This window comes from Mumia sp. zg.B17 (assembly GCF_019550915.1).
Classification (GTDB): domain Bacteria; phylum Actinomycetota; class Actinomycetes; order Propionibacteriales; family Nocardioidaceae; genus Mumia.
Genome location: NZ_JAHWCI010000008.1, coordinates 617,639 through 635,388, shown reverse-complemented (window position 1 = coordinate 635,388; position 17,750 = coordinate 617,639). Strand labels below are relative to the sequence as shown.

Genomic DNA, 17,750 nt, shown 5'->3' with positions numbered 1-17,750 from the left:
TGAGTGGACGAGTCGACCCGCGACCCGGCGCGTTCTGACGTCCTCGACGAGGGCTTGCTGGACGACGGCGTGCTGGACGAGGACGGCATGCCCGAGAGCGCTGTGCCCGACAACAACCCGCTGACCTCGAGACGCGGGCGCATCGCCGCGATGGTCGTCTTCGTCGGCGGGTTCGGGCTGTGGCTCGCCTTCATCGGCCTGCCGACCGACGTCGTCCAGATCGTCGCGTGGCTGTGGGTCCTCACGATCGCGTGGAACTTCGGCGCGGGCTGGCGTACGCACATGCAGTTCCTCCGCGACTGGTGGGGACCGGTCGCGTTCCTGCTCGTCTATCTCTACAGCCGCGGGCTCGCCGACGAGCTGATCCCGTTGCCCGTGCACGTCACCGAGCCGATCGTCTTCGACGAGTGGCTCGGCGGAGGCACCACCCCGACCCGCCACCTGCAGGACTGGCTCTGCGAGCAGCCGTGCTCGCTGGACTCTCCGCCGCAGTGGTACGACGTGGTCTTCACCACGGTCTACTTCACGCACTTCATCGCGGGCCTCTCGATCGCCGTCGTCCTGTGGCTGATGACCCGGACCGAGTGGGTGCGCTGGATGCGTCGCTATCTCGCGATCAGCTTCGGCGCGCTCGTGATCTACATCCTCTATCCGATGGCCCCGCCGTGGATGGCCTCGCGCGACGGTTATCTCGCCGACGAGGTCGTACGCCTCACCGGCCGCGGCTGGTCCGACATGGGCCTCGGCGGGTTCCACCTGGTCCTCGCCAACGTCGGCAACCCCGTCGCGGCGATGCCGTCGCTGCACGCGGGGCTCGCGGCGCTGATCGCGTTCTACGGGGTCCAGCGCCTGCGGACGAGCTGGCGTTGGGTGTTGCTGCTCTATCCGCTCGTGATGTCGTTCACTCTCGTTTACTACGCCGAGCACTACGTGATCGACATCATCGGCGGCTTCGCCCTCGCCCTCGCGGTCATGATCGGCTGCGACGCCTGGGAGCGCCGGCGCGGCGAACGCACGCGCTACAGCAGCGTCAAGGAGCCGAGCTCCACCTCGTCGGGCTCCACCTCGTCGGGCTCCAGCTCGTCTGGCTCGGCCTAGCCCGTCCCGCGGGCCTCGGACAGGGCCCGCTCCTCCTCCGGCGTCAGCGTCTGCTCGCTGCTCCAGCCGGCGACGCTCTTGGCGTACGTCCGGGTCTCGTTGCGCCCGTGGATCGAGGTCAGGACGACGCCGCCGCCGGAGTCGTCGGCCAGCGCCAGGGACCACGACAGCGCGCCGCCGGTGTCGCCGAACGCGTCGTAGCGGACGACCGCCATGTGCCGGAACGTGTGCCGCTGGACGTCGGCCAGCGCGGCGACCTCCCGCCGCAGCGCTGCGGTGTCTCGCGGCAGGTGGTCGACCGGCCGAGTGTCGGGTCGCGCCTTGCGGGCACTCGCGGTGACGAGGCCCAGAGCGAGGGCCGCGACCACCAGGGCGAGGAGCGAGACTGCGAGGGCCACGGGGTCCAGCCTAAGGTGAACGGATGGATGCCGAAGTCAACCCGCCGGGTGTGGTGAACGAGGTCGGACGCCTTCGCACGGTGATGCTCCACCGGCCAGGTCCCGAGCTCAAGCGGCTCACCCCGCGCAACAACGACTCCCTGCTCTTCGACGGCCTGCCCTGGGTGGGGCGGGCGCAGGAGGAGCACGACGCGTTCGCGGGTGCCCTGGAGTCGCACGGGGTTGAGGTCCTCTATCTGCGCGACCTCCTCGTGGAGACGCTGGAGAACCCCGCCGCCCGCGCGACCGCGATCTCCGACGTCACCGCTGACCTGCGGCTCGGCGACTCGGTGGCGGAGTACCTCGTCGGAGCGCTCACGACGTACGACCCCGAGCATCTGGCCGCCATCCTCACCGCCGGCCTGCGCAACGACGAGCTCGACGGCATCCGCAGCGTCGTCACCGTGCTGCTGCAGCCCGAGGACTTCCTCATCGACCCGCTCCCCAACCTCCTCTTCACCCGCGACTCATCGGTGTGGCTACGTGACGAGGTCGCGCTGACGAGCTTTGCGATGCCCGCGCGCTCCCGCGAGTCGCACCTGACGCAGATCGTGTACGAGCACCACCCGCGGTTCGCCCACGTTCCCCGCGTCCACGGGCCGCGTCTCGAGCACCTCGAGGGCGGCGACGTGCTGCTGCTCGGAGACGGCGTGATCGCGGTCGGAGTCGGAGAGCGTACGACGCCGGCCGGGTTCGAGCGGCTGGCGCGGCAGTGCTTCGCGCACGACCTCGCGACCACCGTGCTCGCGGTGCCCATCGCGCAGGACCGCGCCACGATGCACCTCGACACGGTCGTGACGATGGTCGACGTCGACGCGGTGGTCATGTATCCGGCGGTCGCCGACACGCTCCGCGCCTACCCGGTCACCGAGGGCTCCGGGACCGCGCTGTCGATCGACGAGCCGGCTCCGTTCCTCGAGGCGGCCGCGAAGGCGTTGCAGATCGACCGGCTGCGCGTCATCGACACCGGGCTCGACGCCGTCACCGCCGAGCGTGAGCAGTGGGACGACGGCAACAACACGCTCGCGATCGCGCCGCGGCTCGCCGTGGCGTACGAGCGCAACATCGAGACCAACGCGCGGCTCGAGTCCGCGGGCATCGAGGTGATCCGGATCCAGGGCTCGGAGCTCGGCACCGGGCGCGGCGGCCCTCGCTGCATGTCGTGCCCGATCGCGCGCGACCCGGTGGTGCCCGGCGTTTGAGGTGCTCGCACCGGAAGTCCGACGATCCCACCTCGTATTCGGGGTGGGATCGTGGCGTCTGAGGTGTGAGCACCCGAAACGCCCCCCGGCCGGAATGAACCCGTACGGCCTGTGGTTGGTTGCATAGCAGGACTGGTCGCACCCACGCGGCCGCCGTGACAGGGGGCCAGGGTGATCTCGACCGCGCGTCGTACGCACTATCGCGTCACGCTCGCGGTGCTGTGCGTCGGAGTCGCGTCGTTCGCCCTGGTCCAGTCGCTCACGATCCCGGTGCTCCCGCGCATCCAGGAGGAGCTCGGGACCAACGCGACGACCGTGACCTGGGTCGTCACTGCCTACCTCGTCTCCGCCTCGGTCTTCACGCCGCTGGCCGGCCGACTCGGTGACGCGACGGGCAAGGAGCGGGTGCTGGTGTACGCGCTCGGGCTGCTCGCGGTCGGGTCCGTGGTCGCTGCGCTCGCCCCGAACGTCGGCGTGATGATCGCGGCGCGGGTCATCCAGGGCGTCGGCGGCGGCGTCGTACCCCTGGCGTTCGGGATCATCCGCGACGAGTTCCCCGAGCCCAAGATCTCCGGCGCGATCAGCTTCACGTCGGCCCTGATGGGAGCGGGCGGTGGCTTCGGCACGGTGGTGGCGGGGCCGATGGTGGACGGGCTGGGCTACGTGTGGCTGTTCTGGCTGCCGGCGATCGTCACCGGCGCCGCGGCCGTCGCGGCGTGGCTCCTCGTGCCCGCGTCCCCCGTACGCACGCCGGGCCGCATCCCGTTGCTCCCGACGCTGCTCTTCGCCGGGTGGTTGACGGCGCTGCTGATCGGCATCAGCGAGGGGTCGCGCGTCGGGTGGGGTGCGCCGCTGGTCGTCGGCCTCCTCATCGCGGCGGTCGTCCTGCTCCTCGGATGGGTGTACGTCGAGCAGCGGGCCGCCGTACCGTTCATCGACCTGCGCATGATGCGCCTCCCCGCGGTGTGGACCGCCAACCTCGTCGCGTTCCTCATGGGCGTCGGCATGTATGCGTCGTTCGCGTTCACGCCACGGTTGCTGCAGACCGACCCGAGCGTCACCGGCTACGGGTTCGGCGCGTCCATCACCCAGTCGGGCCTGCTGATGCTGCCCTCGGCGGTCGGCACGTTCGTGATGGGACTCGTCACCGCGCCGCTCACCCGAATCCGTGGCCCCAAGCCGGTCGTGGTGATCGGCTGCCTCCTGAGCGCGATCGGGCTCGGGGCGATGGGCCTCGTCCACCACGAGCCGTGGCAGACGGCGATCGCCAGCGGCCTGTTCGGGATCGGCCTCGGCGCCGTCTTCGCCTGCCTGGCGAGCCTCGTCGTCGCCGCGGTGCCGCCGGAGCAGACCGGCGTGGCGAGCGGCATGAACGCCAACATCCGTACGATCGGCGGCGCGGTCGGCTCGGCGGTGATGGCGACGATCGTGACGGGCCAGCTCGGACGCGGCGGGGAGCCGCGAGAGTCGTCGTACGTCGCGGGGTTCCTGTTCTTGTCGGCGGCGCTGCTGGTCGCGGCGCTGGTCGCGCTGCTGATCCCGAAGATGAGCCGGCGCGAGCTGGAGGGCGGGCTCGACGTCGACCGCGAGCCGGAACCCGCGCTCGCCGACTGACTCCCTGCCCGCCCGCTCCGTCCGCGATTTGTGCACCTCCTCAAGGAATCGGGCCGGGGATTCCTCGACCAAGTGCACAAATCGGGGACGGGGAGGGAGGGCCGGGGCCGGACGGGTCAGATGTTGGAGCCGTCCGGGGGCGAGGCAGGGGTGCCGGGATCACCTGTGGGAGCTCCCGCACCGGCGTCCGGGCAGTCCAGGTCGAGCGTGAACGCCGTCATCGACAGCGACCCGTACGTGTAGCCGTCGACGAGCACGTCCGCTCCACGGCCTGACTGGTCGGCCATCCCGGCGAGATAGAGCAACGGCAGGAAGTGGTCCGGCGTGGGCACCGCGTGCCGGTAGTCGGCGTGCGCGTCCATCGTCGCGATGTTGGTCGGGTCCTCGGCCATCAGCTCCCTGGCCGACTCGTCGAAGCGGTGTGCCCAGTCGTACCCCTCGTCCGCGAGTCCCCAGTCCATCCCGCCGAGGTTGTGGACGACGTTGCCGCTGCCGAGGACGAGCACCCCGTCGGCGCGCAGGGCGTTGAGCTTCTGGCCCAGGTCGAGGTGGTAGTCGAGGCCCTTGTCGGCGTTGATGCTCAGCTGGACCACCGGGATGTCGGCGTCGGGGAAGACGTGGGTCAGGACCGACCAGGTGCCGTGGTCGATGCCCCAGGAGTCCTGGTCCTCGCCGCACCACGTCGGGTGCACGGCGTCGGAGACCTCCTCGTACAGCTCGGGCATCCCGGGCGCCGGATACTGCACCTCGAACAGCTCGCGTGGGAAGCCGTAGAAGTCGTGGATCGTCCTCGGGGTGCGCATCGCGGTGACCGCCGTGGCGTTGATGTACCAGTGCGCCGACACGACGAGGATCGCGCGCGGCTTCGGCAGAGACTCGCCCAGCGCACGCCATGCCGCGGTGTAGCGGTTGCGCTCGAGCGCGTTCATCGGGTTGCCGTGGCCGATGAACGCGGCGGGCATGAGGGAGGGGGCTGCGAGGTCGGCCATGTCGTCATTGTCGCCCAAGCCCCCGGAGGCCGGAGGTAGTTGACACTTCATCTACCATGGGGAGATGAAGAACGTCGGCTTCCTCTCCTTCGGCCACTGGCAGGCCGTCCCGGGCTCGCAGGTCCGTACGGCACAGGACGCGCTGCTCCAGACGATCGATCTCGCCGTCGAGGTCGAAAAGCTCGGTCTCGACGGAGCGTACGTGCGTGTGCACCACTTCGCGCGCCAGCTCGCGTCGCCGTTCCCCCTGCTGGCCGCGATCGCAGCGCGGACGTCGCGGATCGAGATCGGGACCGGCGTGATCGACATGCGCTACGAGAACCCCTTCGCGATGGCGGAGCAGGCGGCCGCCGCCGACCTGATCAGCGCGGGCCGGCTCCAGCTCGGCATCAGCCGCGGATCACCGGAGAACGCGCAGCGCGGGTACGAGTCGTTCGGGTTCGTGCCGCCGGAGGGCGGGACCGACGCCGACATGGCGCGGACGCATGCCGAGATCTTCCTCGCCGCGATCAGGGGTGCGGGCGTGGCGCTGTCCGACCCCGCGATGACCGGCCAGCAGGTGCCGCTCTCGATCCAGCCGCAGTCCGACGGGCTCCGCGACCGCATCTGGTGGGGCTCGGGGACCCGGGCGACCGGCGAGTGGGTCGCGAAGCAGGGGATGAACCTCATGTCGTCCACGCTGCTGACCGAGGACACCGGCGTGCCGTTCGACCAGCTCCAGGCCGAGCAGATCGCCCGCTATCGCGACACGTGGGCCGAGCAGGGCTGGGAGCGCGAGCCGCGGGTCTCCGTCAGCCGCAGCATCGTGCCGCTGCTCGACGACACCGACCGCGCCTACTTCGGCGAGCGCTCGGACGCAGACCAGGTCGGGGTCATCGACGGGCTGGTGTCGCGGTTCGGGAAGTCGTACGTCGGTGAGCCCGCCGCGCTGGCGGAGGAGCTCGCCGCGGACGCCGCGGTACGGGATGCCGACACACTGCTGATCACGGTGCCGAACATGCTCGGCGTCGCCTACAACGTCGAGCACCTCGCCGCCCTGACCGAGGAGGTCCTGCCGGCGATCGGCTGGTCGCCCCGGTCGGCCTGACGCCGCTCACCCCACCACCGCGGCGCCATCAGCACCACCGCCGTCGCGAGGGCGGCGGCGATCGTCGCGTGGTTGCTCGGCCACGCCCAGTCGCCTTCCGCGGGGCAGGTCGCGAGCACGTCGACAGCGCGGCACGGCCGCTCGTCACGGACGAGGACCTTTCAGCACCTCGCTGGCGCCGTACGCCAGCACGACGCCGGCTCCGGCCGCGAGCCCGATGGCGAGCGTGCGAGGCCCACGCCCGTACGAGGCGGCCGCCAGGACCAGCGCGAGCACGACGAGCCCGATGTCGGAAAGCAGCTCCACCGCTGTCGCGAGCGGGGAGGGGAGGCCGGTGGCGGCCTCGGCGATCAGGCGTGAGAGCGGGTCGGAGATCAGCACTCCGTGACCGTACGGCGGCGCGCGCCGTGACCCGTCAGCCCTCGGGCCCGTGCTGCGGGCGGCGGGTCAGACCCCAGTCGTACGCGCCCCGGACAGCACGACGCCCCGCACCCTGCGTGAGGGTACGGGGCGCCGCGCCAGAGCTCAGGCCTCGAGGCGGGCCTTCAGACCGTCGAGCTCGGTCCAGAGCACGGCCGGCAGCGTGTCGCCGAACGTCTCGAACCACTCGTTGATCTGCGGGATCTCGGTCTTCCACTCGTCGGCGTCGACGGCGAGGGCCTTCGCAAGCTGCTCCTCGCTGACGTCGAGCCCGTCGGTGTCGAGGGCGCCGGGCGCCGGCACGAGACCGATCGGGGTCTCGACGGCGTCGACGTTGCCCTCGATGCGATCGACGACGTACTTGAGGACGCGGCTGTTCTCGCCGAAGCCCGGCCACAGGAACGAGCCGTCGTCGTCACGACGGAACCAGTTGACGTAGAAGATCTTGGGGAACTTCGACTCGTCGTTGTTCTTGGCCATCGAGATCCAGTGGCTGAAGTAGTCACCGGCGTCGTAGCCGATGAACGGCAGCATCGCCATCGGGTCGCGACGGACGACGCCGACCGCACCGGTCGCCGCGGCCGTGGTCTCCGAGGAGAGCGTGGCGCCCATGAAGGTGCCGTGGGTCCAGTCGCGGGCCTCGGTCACCAGCGGGATGGTCGTCTTGCGGCGACCGCCGAAGAGGATCGCGTCGATCGGGACGCCGTTGGGGTCGTCGTACTCCGGCGCGAGGATCGGGCACTGACGGATGGGGGTGCAGAAGCGGCTGTTGGGGTGCGACGAGAGCTCGTCGGACTCCGGGGTCCAGTCGCGGCCCTTCCAGTCGGTGAGGTGCGCGGGCGCGTCCTTCGTCATGCCCTCCCACCACACGTCGCCGTCGTCGGTCAGCGCGACGTTCGTGAACACCGAGTTGCCCTTGGCGATGGTGCGCATCGCGTTGGCGTTGGTGTCCCAGCCGGTGCCCGGCGCGACGCCGAACAGGCCGAACTCAGGGTTGACGGCGTACAGGCGGCCGTCGGCGCCGACGCGCATCCAGGCGATGTCGTCGCCGAGGGTCTCGACCTTCCAGCCCTCGATGGTCGGCTCGACCATCGCGAGGTTGGTCTTGCCGCAGGCGCTGGGGAACGCCGCGGCGACGTACTTGACGACGCCCTCGGGCGAGGTGAGCTTGAGGATCAGCATGTGCTCGGCCATCCAGCCCTCGTCGCGGCCCATCGCGGAGGCGATGCGCAGCGAGTAGCACTTCTTGCCGAGGAGGGCGTTGCCGCCGTAGCCCGAGCCGTACGACCAGATCATGCGCTCCTCGGGGAACTGCACGATGTACTTGGTGTCGCTGCACGGCCACGGCACGTCGTCCTGGCCCGGCTCGAGCGGCGCGCCGACGGAGTGCAGCGCGGGGACGAAGGACGCGTGGGTGCTCTCGATGCGGTCGAGGACCTCACGGCCGACACGCGCCATCACCGACATGGACGCGACGACGTAGGCGGAGTCGGTGATCTCGACGCCGAACATCGGGTGAGCGGAGTCGATGTGGCCCATCACGAACGGGATCACGTACATCGTGCGACCACGCATCGAGCCGTCGTACAGCTCGATCATGATGCGCTTCATCTCGGTCGGAGCCATCCAGTTGTTGGTGGGTCCGGCGTCGGCCTTGTCGACGCTGCAGATGTAGGTACGGTCCTCGACGCGCGCGACGTCGGTCGGGTCGGAGGCGCACCAGAAGGAGTTGGGCTTCTTGCTCTCGTCGAGCCGCACGAACGTGCCGGCGGCGACCAGCTCGTCGGTGAGGCGGGTCCACTCCTCGGGAGTCCCCTCGATCCAGGTGATCGAGTCGGGCTTGGTGAGTGCGGCGACCTCGTCGACCCAGGTCTGGAGCTCGGCGTGGCTCGACCTGTAGGTGCTTGTCGGGGCGTCGGTGGTGATGTCTGCGGCCATGATGATCTGTGTCCTTCTCGCATCGCGATTCAAGCGTGTTGATTCGCACTGGCCAGGCCAATCCCGTGACCGGTCAGCTGATGTGGATAGGTGGGCGAGGCTCACGCTGCGGGACCGGTGCGCGGTCCCGAAGGACGAGAGCCGTGTCGCCAATGTATGCCCCGTTCGCGCCCCCGCCTCACACGGGCCTCGAGATAGTGAACATTCTCACAAGGGCCTCTGGCCTGCGGTTTTAAGTTGATCCGGCCCACAAATCGAGTTCAAAAGGGTCGAACCAGGACAGTCGTCCAACTAGTTGGCTTTTCACAATCTCCGGACAGGGTCGCAACCTCCCACGACCCCCTCCGCCCGCGGGTCACTCTCTTCGGCTCGCGGGTCACTCTCTTCGGCTCGCGGGTCACCCTCAGGACCAAAGGTGCCCCGCGAACGCCAGGGAGTGACCCGCGAACGCCAGGGAGTGACCCGCGAGCGCCAGGGAGTGACCCGCGAGCGGAAAGGCGGAGGGCCCGCACCCCCTTGCGGGAGTGCGGGCCCTCTGTCGTACGCCGTGGTGTCAGCGCTTCTTCGGCGGCTTGCCGTACTGCATCACCGGGACCATGAGCTGGCCGGTGACGATCGTCGAGGTGGCGCGACGGTGCATCTTGTCGACCGCGCGTCGTCCGGCGCCCATGCTGAGGAGTGCGGTGACCTCGTTGCCGCGCTCCGCCCGTGTCATCGCCTTGAGGAGTCCGGGCAGCGACGACGCATCGCTGGCCGTCGAGTACTCGTCCTCGGCGTACTCCTCGTAGTACTCGTCATCCTCGTAGCCGAGGCTGGTGCCTCCCGAGACGTTGAGGATCCCGATCGGCCGCTTGAACTTCCTGCGCGGGACGGCGACCTTGAGGCTCACGATCTTCTTGGCGGGGCCGATCGAGCCCCGCTCGCGCGCGAGCGTGACACGCAGACGCAGGAAGCCGCCGCGACGAGCCATCAACCCCTCGTCGGTCACCTTCGTCCACCGCCCGAACTGCTTCGCGTCGACACGCGAGATCCGGTACGCCTTGTAGCCCTCGCTGATCGTCGTCGTCTGCGCGGCGTCGACGATCGTGACGTCCTCGTAGTCGTTGGAGAGGATCGAGTCGATGTCACCCGCGAACTGGTCGGCGGCACCGGCGGTGATGTCGTACCTGTCGGCATAGACGTCGCTGCGCGTGTAGGTCAGGATCTGGCCGTTGGCGCGGCGCACCTTGATGGACCGGTACGCGCGGGCCTCGCCACCGAAGGTCCCGTCGGTCACGGTCCATCCGTCGTAGCTCGACTGCGTCGCTCCGACCGTCGACAGCCAGTCCTGCGACATGACCGTGGTCGCGGAGTAGCGGCTGCGGTTCTCGAAGCGGTTGGTGGTCCGCACGGTCGGGCCGGTCGGCGCCTTGCCGAGGGTGCCCACGATCGCGGTCAGACGGTCCTGCGTGAACGTGCCGATCGGCGCGCCGAGGTTGGCGATCTTGAACGACCCCTCCATCTGGTCGCGCTCGACGTAGACGGCGTCGGCGCCGTGCAGAGACATCCGCGTCTTGCCGAGCCAGTCCATCGGGTGCCCGAACGCGTAGACCGTCGAGCCGCAGACGGCCGTGGTCGTGCCGACGCCGGCGAGCGGGAGCGACCCGTACGAGTAGGAGGCGGCGACGTTGGAGCCGGCCGAGACCGGGATCGCCTTCGTCCCGGTCCGGCTGCTCGCGCCGCCGTTGCGGAAGGTGACGTTCTTGAGCTTCGCCTTCTTCGCGATCGCCGCCGCCTTCGACGACGGGACGCCGGCGGGGATGGTGATCGGTGTCGGGAGGCGGCGCAGCGAGCCGGCAGCCTTGGAGGCACCGGTGGCACGCATCGAGTCCGCGACCTTGGAGGTGATCCGGACCGAGGCGGCGGCCGAGGAGTACGACCCCGAGCGGTAGAGGTCGGCAGCCGGCGTGACACCGGCGTACTCGCTCGGCGACCACGACTGGCCGTACGCCACCGCGCCGACCAGACGCCCGTCGGGGGCGTAGAGCGGGGTGCCCGACATGCCGGCCCAGATGCCGCGGTCGACGTTGCCGGCGGAGTCGGTGATCCGCGAGCCGCGCATCTTGAACACCAGCATGTCGACGCCCGGTGCGATGCCGTCCTCGATGGTCCCGACGAACTCACCGGTGACCGTGTCGGTCTCGGTGCCGGTCGACACGGTCAGGCCCTCGACGGCTGTGCCGGGCGTCGTCGTGGTCGCCCGGACGAGCTCGGCCGGCGGGAACGCCGCCGGACAGGCGGACCCGACAGCGGCGGTCGCGGCGACGGGCTCGGCCATCGCCGGGCCGGTCGCGGCCAGCGCGGTCGCGGTGACGGCCGTCGCGGCCGCCGCGACGATCGTGAGCGTACGCCTGCGGGCGCGCGCGTGTGCGGTCATGTTTACCTCGGTTTCACGGGGGAGGACGGCAGATCGACCCGAGAGAGGGCTGTGCCGCCGGACCGAAACCTAGTGCCCCGCGGGGGTCACCGGGGCGAGAATGTTCGGGCGGGGGAGCCCGATTTCGGTCTCCGCGAACGACCCGCTAGAGTAGGGGTCGCTTCGCCGGTGTGCGAGGCGGGCGCTCGTAGCTCAACGGATAGAGCATCTGACTACGGATCAGAAGGTTAGGGGTTCGAATCCCTTCGAGCGCGCAGGAGTGAGAGGCCCGGCACCGTCCATGGTGCCGGGCCTCTTGCGTTCTTCTGCCGAGTCGCTCTGGGTAAACCTGCGGGCCGTGGCCGGTCGGTCGCTCATGTACTGAGGGCCGGCTCGGGCGCGGGCAGGATAAGGGCGGCGCGTCTTCGTTGCATCACTCCTCACGCACCCAACCGCGTGGCAACCCTCCGTGGGCACGCATGCAGAGCCGCCGCCGCTGCCGGCCGGCGGCTCTGTCTCGGATGGTGACTCTCTCGAAGTGGGGATAAGGGCGGGCTCGAGGAACGCCTGCTTGAGCCGCTTGCCACGGGATCAGGCAACCGGTGTCGCCTTGTGATTCGATCGTCCTCGCGGTGACTGCAAGCGAGTCCTCGCTGACACAGTGGAAACTGGCGGCACAGATGTAGATCTCGGCTATCCTCCAAGCGTGGACACGTTGAGCCAAGAGGCCCGCTTCGCCCATCCTCCTGTGCGCAGTGTCTACTTGGCGGTCTACTTTGAGCCCGTCGAAGGACTGCAAGTCAGCCACTTCTCTTCCCTGCGTGAGCGATGGCGAAATGACTATCCGGTCACCGCTGAGTTGCCGCCACTGCGGCCGCGCAACCGAGGTGGCGAAGAAATGGCCGTCGTCCCGGTCTCGCCGCGGGCCTGGCCATTTCCATACTTGATGTGGTCTGCCGAGGACGACCAGCAGAATCTCGCCATTCAGAATGACCGCTTCATTCTGTCTTGGAGTTTCAGCCCGGACTCTAGATACCCCGGATTCGATTCACTTTCGACGACGATGGCGGAGCGGTTCGCTCAGTTCGAGGCCGCGGTCGAGGCCGAGACATCTGAGGCGCTCATCCTGGCTGGTGCGGAATGCCAGTACGTCAATAGGATCGAGGGCTATTCGGCCCAGCAGATGATCGTCGGCATCGCTACGAGATGGTCCGCCCCGGACATCGAAGACGTGGGGGAGTCCCTGAATGCGACTTACTCAGGACTGAGACTACACACGTGCACTGATGAGGGCATGGAGGGGTGCAGTGTGAATCTCAGTCTGGATGTCGATGACGACGGTACGTTCCTCGCCATCGAATCAGAACGAGACCTATTGAGTGATGAGTCGAATCTACGACTGGCAGGACTAGACGTAGCCCACCGGCAATTGATTCGCAAGTTCGTTGAGTTCACGAGCGTGGAAATGCATGAGGCATGGGGAAGGATGTCATGACAATGATCCTTGAGAAGCACGCGGAGACGTGGGCCTCGCGCGATGCGCGAAGTCGGGCCGAGGGATGGGTCGTGATCTCCGACACTCAGCCAAGTGATTCGTGGCCGCGAATCGCCGCGTTCGAATACGCGCGCCACGACCTTGACCGTTTGATCCTCGATCTGCAAGATCTCGGCTTGGGTGAACCCACCCAGCTAGCGCGCCGTCGCCTACTCAGTGTTCTCCGCAATGTCCTCGCAACTAACTCAGTGTTTCCGACAATTACTTACGATGAGTCGGATCAGATTCTGATCGCAGAGTGGCGTGCCGGAGTTCGCCGGATAGAAATTGAGGTTGACGAATTCGGTCAGGCCAACTTCTCTATTGTTTCGCGACGGGGGGTGCACGTGTACTCGGGACCTTCTGAGACGCGTCTTCGCTCCTACCTTCGTGACCTCACCTCTGAGGTCATAGCGAACAACCCGAAGTGGCGGTCCCTGTTCGTTTCGCGTCACTGACGGCAATCACGTGAGTCATTGGCTCTGGAACGACGATTCGATCCCACCTGAGGAAATGCTCTACAGGCGAATACTCCGGAGACCGAATTACATCGTCCCCAACCTGCTTACGGCTGAGCCTGAACCTGGGCGTGCCTCACTGCAGTTCGACAAGGGTGACGGTATGTCAGTCCATTTGGAGTCCTTTCGCGCCGAGGTTGGAGTGGAACTTGAACGCATGTACGACCGTTCCACCTACCATGCGATCGAGTTCAGCACGCGATGCGTAAGGGACGGGGGTGTGGCAGGTGTTATCCAGAAGGATGATCCTGACGACTGCGTCTTGGGGGAGGCGCACGGGCTCGTGCGAACCGTCTCTCCGAGCATGCCGAAAACCGAGAAGAAGATCGTACGAGATTCGATCGTTTCGAGCTTCCGATGGCTTGGAACGCCCCCTGAGGTGCCAGGACCGTGAGGGCTCGGGCACCGTTCGCGACCGCATGCCGTTAGCGAAGAGAATGTGCACGTGGTCCGCCGACACCGTACGGCGCTACGAGCGCGGGAGCCGTGCCGCGCGTCGGTTGAGGTAACGCTGCTCGGGCAGGCTCGCGGTGAGGGCCGCGGCCCGCTGGTAGGCGGCGTGGGCCCCGGCGAGCTCACCGGCGCTTTCGAGCAGATGAGCTCGGACGGCGTGGGTCCTGTGGTGCCGCTGCATCGCCGGATCGGTCAGCAGGTCGTCGACGAGCGCCAAGCCCTCCGCGGGGCCGACCGCCATGCCGACGGCGACCGCACGGTTGAGCGTGACCGCGGGACTGGGGGCGACGGCGTCGAGCATCGCGTAGAGCACGCTGATCTGTGCCCAGTCGGTCTCCTCCCACGTCGGTGACTCCGCGTGCACGGCGGCGATCGCCGCCTGGAGCTGGAAGCGCCCGACGTGGCCGCGCGGAAGGACCTCCTCGAGGAGCCGTACGCCTTCCGCGATCTGCGTCGCGTCCCACGTGCGACGGTCCTGCTCGGCCAGCGGGACGAGGTCGCCGGTGGGAGTGGTGCGCGCCGGTGCCCGCGCGTGGGTGAGGAGCATCAGCGCGAGCGCACCGGTGACCTCGTCGTGCTCGGGGACGGCGCGGTGGAGCTGTCGGGTGAGGCGGATCGCCTCGCCGGCGAGGTCGGCGTCCAGGAGGTGCTCGCCCGAGCTCCGCACGTAGCCCTCGTTGAACATCAGGTGGCAGACGTCCAGCGCAGCGGCGAGGCGTGAGGCTGCCTCCGCGGGTGGCGGCAGCTCGAACCGCGCTCCGGCGGCACGGAGCGTCGCGCGCGCACGGCTCAGGCGTTGAGCCATCGTCCTCTCGGGCACCAGGTAGGCGGCCGCGATCTGGCTCGCGGACAGGCCGGCGACCGAGCGAAGCGTCAAGGCGACCTGGGAGGCGCGGCTGAGGGCGGGATGGCAGCAGAGCACGAGCAGACGGAGAGTGTCGTCGGCATCCGTACGGCGGGCGTCACCGTCGGCGTTGGCCGGCATGTCCATACGGTCGGTGTGCGTCGCCTCGCGCTCTTCCCGCGCCCGGCCCGAGCGGACCGTGTCGACCAGGCGGCGCGAGGCCACCCGGATCAGCCAGGCCCGAGGATTCTGCGGGAGTCCGTCGCGCTCCCACTGCACGGAGGCCGCGAGGGCCGCCTCCTGTGCGGCATCCTCGCAGTCCGCCAGGTCGCCGTGCCGTCGCAGCAGCGCCGCCAGGACGTGCGCGGACTCGCGCCGCCACACGTCCTCGAGCACCCGTGCGTCCAGCACGTCTCAGCCTCCGCGCCTCACGGTGAGGACGGCGTCACTGGTCGTCGCCGCCCGGCCACATCATGGGGCGCAGCTCGACGGTCTCGCCCGGCCCGGCGAACACCGCGCCGATCTCCTCCGCACGCTCGAGGCTCTCGACGTCGATGACGAAGAAGCCCGCCAGGTGCTCCTTCGACTCCGAGTAAGGCCCGTCCGTCGCGAGCGGCCGCCCGTCCTCCCAGCGATAGAGGCGTGCGGTGGTCGGGTCGCCCAGAGCCTCGCCCATCACCAGCTCGCCGCGTTCCTGCATCTCGGTGAGCGTGCGCTCGAAGTCGCCGGTCAGGCGCTCGCGCTCCTCGGCGGGCAGCGCCTGGAACTCCGGGAGGTAGTCACCTGTGGGGTGACCCCACGGCTGCGGGTTGGAGTGGATCATGATCACGTACTTCATGCGAGCTCCTCGATCGTCGGGACGACGGCATCACGCGCCGTCTGAGGGGAACGTCGGAGCCGAGGGCGCGATGTCGACATGCTGCCTCGCTCAGCCTCCGACGACGACGGGTGCGCTTGCCGCGGCGGGGCGGGCGACGATGCGGCGACCGGCCAGCAAGAGGTGCTCGAGATCCGGCGTCGACAGCTCGTACGTCACGGTCGTCCCCTCCCGCGCGGACTGCACCAGGCCTGCTCGGCGGAGCACCGCGAGCTGCTGCGAGAGGTTCGACGGCTCGATCCCGAGCTCGGCGAGCAGCGATCGGACAGGGGTGGGCCCGTCCTGGAGGATCTCCAGGACACGGATCCGAACGGGGTGCCCGAGAGTGCGGAAGAGCTCTGCCTCCGACTGGTGCTGCGGCACGTGGCGCGTCATCAAGACCTCTGTTCGGGCTCCGACCGTATGGTGCACGGGGCAACAAACTAGGGATCGTTGCAGACTTCTTCAAGTCGTGGAACCCTTCTTCGCACCCCGTACAACGAAAGGACCCACCTGATGGCAGATCCCGAGAAGGCGATGGACGAGGCCGGCCTCACGAACCCGCGTGTCCGCGAGTACGTGCGCCACTGGGCCGAGGTCACGGGGGCCGATCGGATCGAGGTCGTCAGTGCGGACGACGACGCACGCCTCATCGACGAGGCGCTCGCGGCCGGTGAGCTCCTGCCTGCGGGCGAGGGGCGCTACTACTCGCGCAGCTATCACAAGGACACGGCGCGCTCGGAGGAGCGCACGATCGTCGCCACCAACAACCCGTCCGACGCCGGGGTCTACAACAACTGGCGTCCGGCGTCGGAGATGAAGCCGCTGCTCGAGAGCAAGATGCGCGGCGCCCTCATCGGCAAGACGATGTACGTCATCCCGTACCTGATGGCACCTCCGGGCAACGCTCTCGCGCCGTGGGCCGCAGGCGTCGAGCTCACCGACACCCGCACGGTCGTGCTGCACATGATCCGCATGGCTCGCGTCGGCGCGGACTTCGTCAACGACCTGGATGAGCCCGACGGCTTCGTGCGCGCGGTCCACGTCACCGGTGAGCTGGAGTCGCTGGGGCACGGGACGCCCGACGACCAGCGCTACTTCGTCACCGTCGCCGACGAGCGGACCATCCTGCACTTCGGTTCGTCGTACGGCGGCAACGCGCTGCTCGGGAAGATCGCCCACGGGCTGCGCCAGGGCGCGTACGACGGCTGGGACTCCCGCACGTACCTCGCCGAGCAGTACATGCTCATCGGGATCCACGACAAGGAGACCGACGAGACCTACCACATCTGCGGCGGGTTCCCGAGCGCCTCGGGAAAGACCAACCTCGCGATGATGCTGCCGCCGGACGCCCTCGGCGACCGTTATCACGTGTCGTTCTACGGCGACGACATCGCGTGGCTGTGGGTGGACGAGAAGTCGGGCCGCCTGTACGGCATGAACCCGGAGTACGGCGTCTTCGGCGTCGCGAAGGACACGAACGAGACGACCAACCCGACGGCGCTGCAGTCCATCGCGGAGGGCACGGGCGCGATCTTCACCAACGTCGCCTACAACCCCCAGACGCAGGAGGTCTGGTGGGAGGGCCGTACGCCCCAGCCGCCGGCCGACGTCACCGGCTGGCTGGACTGGAAGGGCGACCCGATCGCCGACCGGACGCCCGACCAGGCCGGAGAGCCGTGGGCGCACCCCAACAGCCGGTTCACCACGACGCTCGACAACGTCCCCAACATCGCGCCGGACTACAACGCCGCGTCAGGCGTGCCGATCGACGCGATCATCTTCGGTGGGCGTACGCGCGACCGCGAGCCGCTGATCCGCGCGATCAGCGATCTCGCCGAGGGCGTGTACGACGGGCTGACCCTGGGCGCGGAGGCGACCTTCGCCGCCGAGGGCGTCGACGGGCAGCTGCGCTACGACCCGATGTCCAACCGGCCGTTCATGGCCTACGGCGAGGGCGACTACGCGCGGCACTACCTCGACGTGGTCGGGGCCGCGAAGGAGCTCCCGATCTTCGCGCACGTCAACTGGTTCCAGCGTGACCCGGAGGACGGCCACTTCCTGTGGCCGGGATACCGCGAGAACCTGCGCCCGCTGCTGTGGCTGATCCAGCTCAAGAAGGGTGAGGTCACCGGGCGTCGGACCCCGGTCGGCATCATCCCCACCGAGGACGAGCTGATGCTCGACGGCGTCGACATCGCCAAGGATGACCTCGAGACGATCCTGTCGATCGACGTGGAGCGCTGGCGGCAGGAGATGGGCTTCCGCGAGGAGCACCTCGCGCAGTTCGATCGGGTGCCCGACGAGATCTGGGAGGCGCACCGCCGCGTCAAGGCCGCGCTCGACGCCGAGGCCTGACAGTCCG

At 68.8% G+C, this 17,750-nt stretch carries 14 protein-coding genes and 1 tRNA gene; 7 read left to right on the top strand and 8 right to left on the bottom strand.

Going from position 1 to position 17,750, the window contains the following annotated elements:
- Window positions 1-3: 3 nt before the first annotated feature.
- Entirely contained in the window at window positions 4-1,098 is a 1,095-nt protein-coding gene (locus KV097_RS16420; protein WP_220366467.1) for a phosphatase PAP2 family protein, read from the top strand.
- On the opposite strand, the gene KV097_RS16415 is transcribed toward KV097_RS16420, so the two are convergent.
- A complete protein-coding gene (locus KV097_RS16415; RefSeq protein ID WP_308289468.1) occupies window positions 1,095-1,496 on the bottom strand; it encodes a DUF4446 family protein in 402 nt (133 codons plus the stop codon). The genes KV097_RS16420 and KV097_RS16415 overlap by 4 nt on opposite strands.
- A gap of 23 nt (window positions 1,497-1,519) precedes the next feature.
- Between KV097_RS16415 and KV097_RS16410 the strand changes: the two genes are divergently transcribed.
- Window positions 1,520-2,737 (top strand): arginine deiminase, encoded by a 1,218-nt coding sequence (locus KV097_RS16410; RefSeq protein WP_220343052.1) that lies wholly within the window; start codon window positions 1,520-1,522, stop codon window positions 2,735-2,737.
- 171 nt (window positions 2,738-2,908) lie between these two features.
- Window positions 2,909-4,351 carry an MFS transporter gene (locus KV097_RS16405; protein WP_220366466.1) on the top strand — a complete coding sequence of 481 codons (1,443 nt, stop codon included), beginning with the start codon at window positions 2,909-2,911 and terminating at the stop codon, window positions 4,349-4,351.
- A gap of 116 nt (window positions 4,352-4,467) precedes the next feature.
- On the opposite strand, the gene ygiD is transcribed toward KV097_RS16405, so the two are convergent.
- Window positions 4,468-5,340, bottom strand: coding sequence for a 4,5-DOPA dioxygenase extradiol (gene ygiD / locus KV097_RS16400; RefSeq protein WP_220366465.1), 873 nt, complete (start codon window positions 5,338-5,340; stop codon window positions 4,468-4,470).
- 64 nt (window positions 5,341-5,404) lie between these two features.
- Between ygiD and KV097_RS16395 the strand changes: the two genes are divergently transcribed.
- Complete coding sequence (locus KV097_RS16395; protein ID WP_220366464.1) at window positions 5,405-6,427, top strand: LLM class flavin-dependent oxidoreductase; 1,023 nt, start codon at window positions 5,405-5,407, stop codon at window positions 6,425-6,427.
- A gap of 144 nt (window positions 6,428-6,571) precedes the next feature.
- Here KV097_RS16395 and KV097_RS16390 read toward each other — a convergent pair whose 3' ends face one another.
- The 3 genes from KV097_RS16390 to KV097_RS16380 form a co-directional block, all read right to left on the bottom strand.
- Complete coding sequence (locus KV097_RS16390) at window positions 6,572-6,808, bottom strand: hypothetical protein (protein WP_220366463.1); 237 nt, start codon at window positions 6,806-6,808, stop codon at window positions 6,572-6,574.
- 144 nt (window positions 6,809-6,952) lie between these two features.
- The gene (locus KV097_RS16385) at window positions 6,953-8,785 is read right to left on the bottom strand and encodes a phosphoenolpyruvate carboxykinase (GTP) (protein WP_220366462.1); all 1,833 of its coding nucleotides are present in this window, start codon (window positions 8,783-8,785) and stop codon (window positions 6,953-6,955) included.
- Between the two features lie 553 nt (window positions 8,786-9,338).
- On the bottom strand, window positions 9,339-11,201 hold the full coding sequence (locus KV097_RS16380) for a hypothetical protein (protein WP_220366461.1): 1,863 nt from the start codon (window positions 11,199-11,201) through the stop codon (window positions 9,339-9,341).
- Window positions 11,202-11,382: 181 nt separating this feature from the next.
- On the opposite strand from KV097_RS16380, the gene KV097_RS16375 reads away from it, so the two are divergent.
- Together KV097_RS16375 and KV097_RS16370 are read left to right on the top strand one after the other, a co-directional pair.
- Window positions 11,383-11,455 (top strand) — tRNA-Arg (locus tag KV097_RS16375).
- 431 nt (window positions 11,456-11,886) lie between these two features.
- Window positions 11,887-12,675: a TIGR04255 family protein gene (locus KV097_RS16370; RefSeq protein ID WP_220366460.1), complete on the top strand. Its 789-nt coding sequence runs from the start codon at window positions 11,887-11,889 to the stop codon at window positions 12,673-12,675.
- Between the two features lie 1,026 nt (window positions 12,676-13,701).
- Here KV097_RS16370 and KV097_RS16365 read toward each other — a convergent pair.
- The 3 genes from KV097_RS16365 to KV097_RS16355 all read right to left on the bottom strand — a co-directional run bounded on the left by KV097_RS16365 (window position 13,702) and on the right by KV097_RS16355 (window position 15,781).
- Window positions 13,702-14,940: a sigma-70 family RNA polymerase sigma factor gene (locus tag KV097_RS16365; RefSeq protein WP_308289467.1), complete on the bottom strand. Its 1,239-nt coding sequence runs from the start codon at window positions 14,938-14,940 to the stop codon at window positions 13,702-13,704.
- A 34-nt stretch (window positions 14,941-14,974) separates the two neighbouring features.
- Window positions 14,975-15,367, bottom strand: a complete 393-nt coding sequence (locus KV097_RS16360) for a YciI family protein (RefSeq protein ID WP_220343062.1) — start codon at window positions 15,365-15,367, stop codon at window positions 14,975-14,977.
- Between the two features lie 90 nt (window positions 15,368-15,457).
- Window positions 15,458-15,781, bottom strand: coding sequence for a helix-turn-helix transcriptional regulator (locus KV097_RS16355; protein WP_220343063.1), 324 nt, complete (start codon window positions 15,779-15,781; stop codon window positions 15,458-15,460).
- Window positions 15,782-15,901: 120 nt separating this feature from the next.
- On the opposite strand from KV097_RS16355, the gene KV097_RS16350 reads away from it, so the two are divergent.
- Window positions 15,902-17,743, top strand: a complete 1,842-nt coding sequence (locus tag KV097_RS16350) for a phosphoenolpyruvate carboxykinase (GTP) (protein WP_220366459.1) — start codon at window positions 15,902-15,904, stop codon at window positions 17,741-17,743.
- The last annotated feature ends 7 nt before the right edge of the window (window positions 17,744-17,750 follow it).

Bases quoted from the DNA above. Each gene is read 5' to 3' on its own strand.
- KV097_RS16385 (WP_220366462.1), bottom strand. From the start codon at position 8,785: ATGGCCGCAGACATCACCACCGACGCCCCGACAAGCACCTACAGGTCG.
- KV097_RS16355 (WP_220343063.1), bottom strand. From the start codon at position 15,781: ATGACGCGCCACGTGCCGCAGCACCAGTCGGAGGCAGAGCTCTTCCGC.
- KV097_RS16380 (WP_220366461.1), bottom strand. From the start codon at position 11,201: ATGACCGCACACGCGCGCGCCCGCAGGCGTACGCTCACGATCGTCGCG.
- ygiD (WP_220366465.1), bottom strand. From the start codon at position 5,340: ATGGCCGACCTCGCAGCCCCCTCCCTCATGCCCGCCGCGTTCATCGGC.
- KV097_RS16350 (WP_220366459.1), top strand. From the start codon at position 15,902: ATGGCAGATCCCGAGAAGGCGATGGACGAGGCCGGCCTCACGAACCCG.
- KV097_RS16410 (WP_220343052.1), top strand. From the start codon at position 1,520: ATGGATGCCGAAGTCAACCCGCCGGGTGTGGTGAACGAGGTCGGACGC.
- KV097_RS16360 (WP_220343062.1), bottom strand. From the start codon at position 15,367: ATGAAGTACGTGATCATGATCCACTCCAACCCGCAGCCGTGGGGTCAC.
- KV097_RS16395 (WP_220366464.1), top strand. From the start codon at position 5,405: ATGAAGAACGTCGGCTTCCTCTCCTTCGGCCACTGGCAGGCCGTCCCG.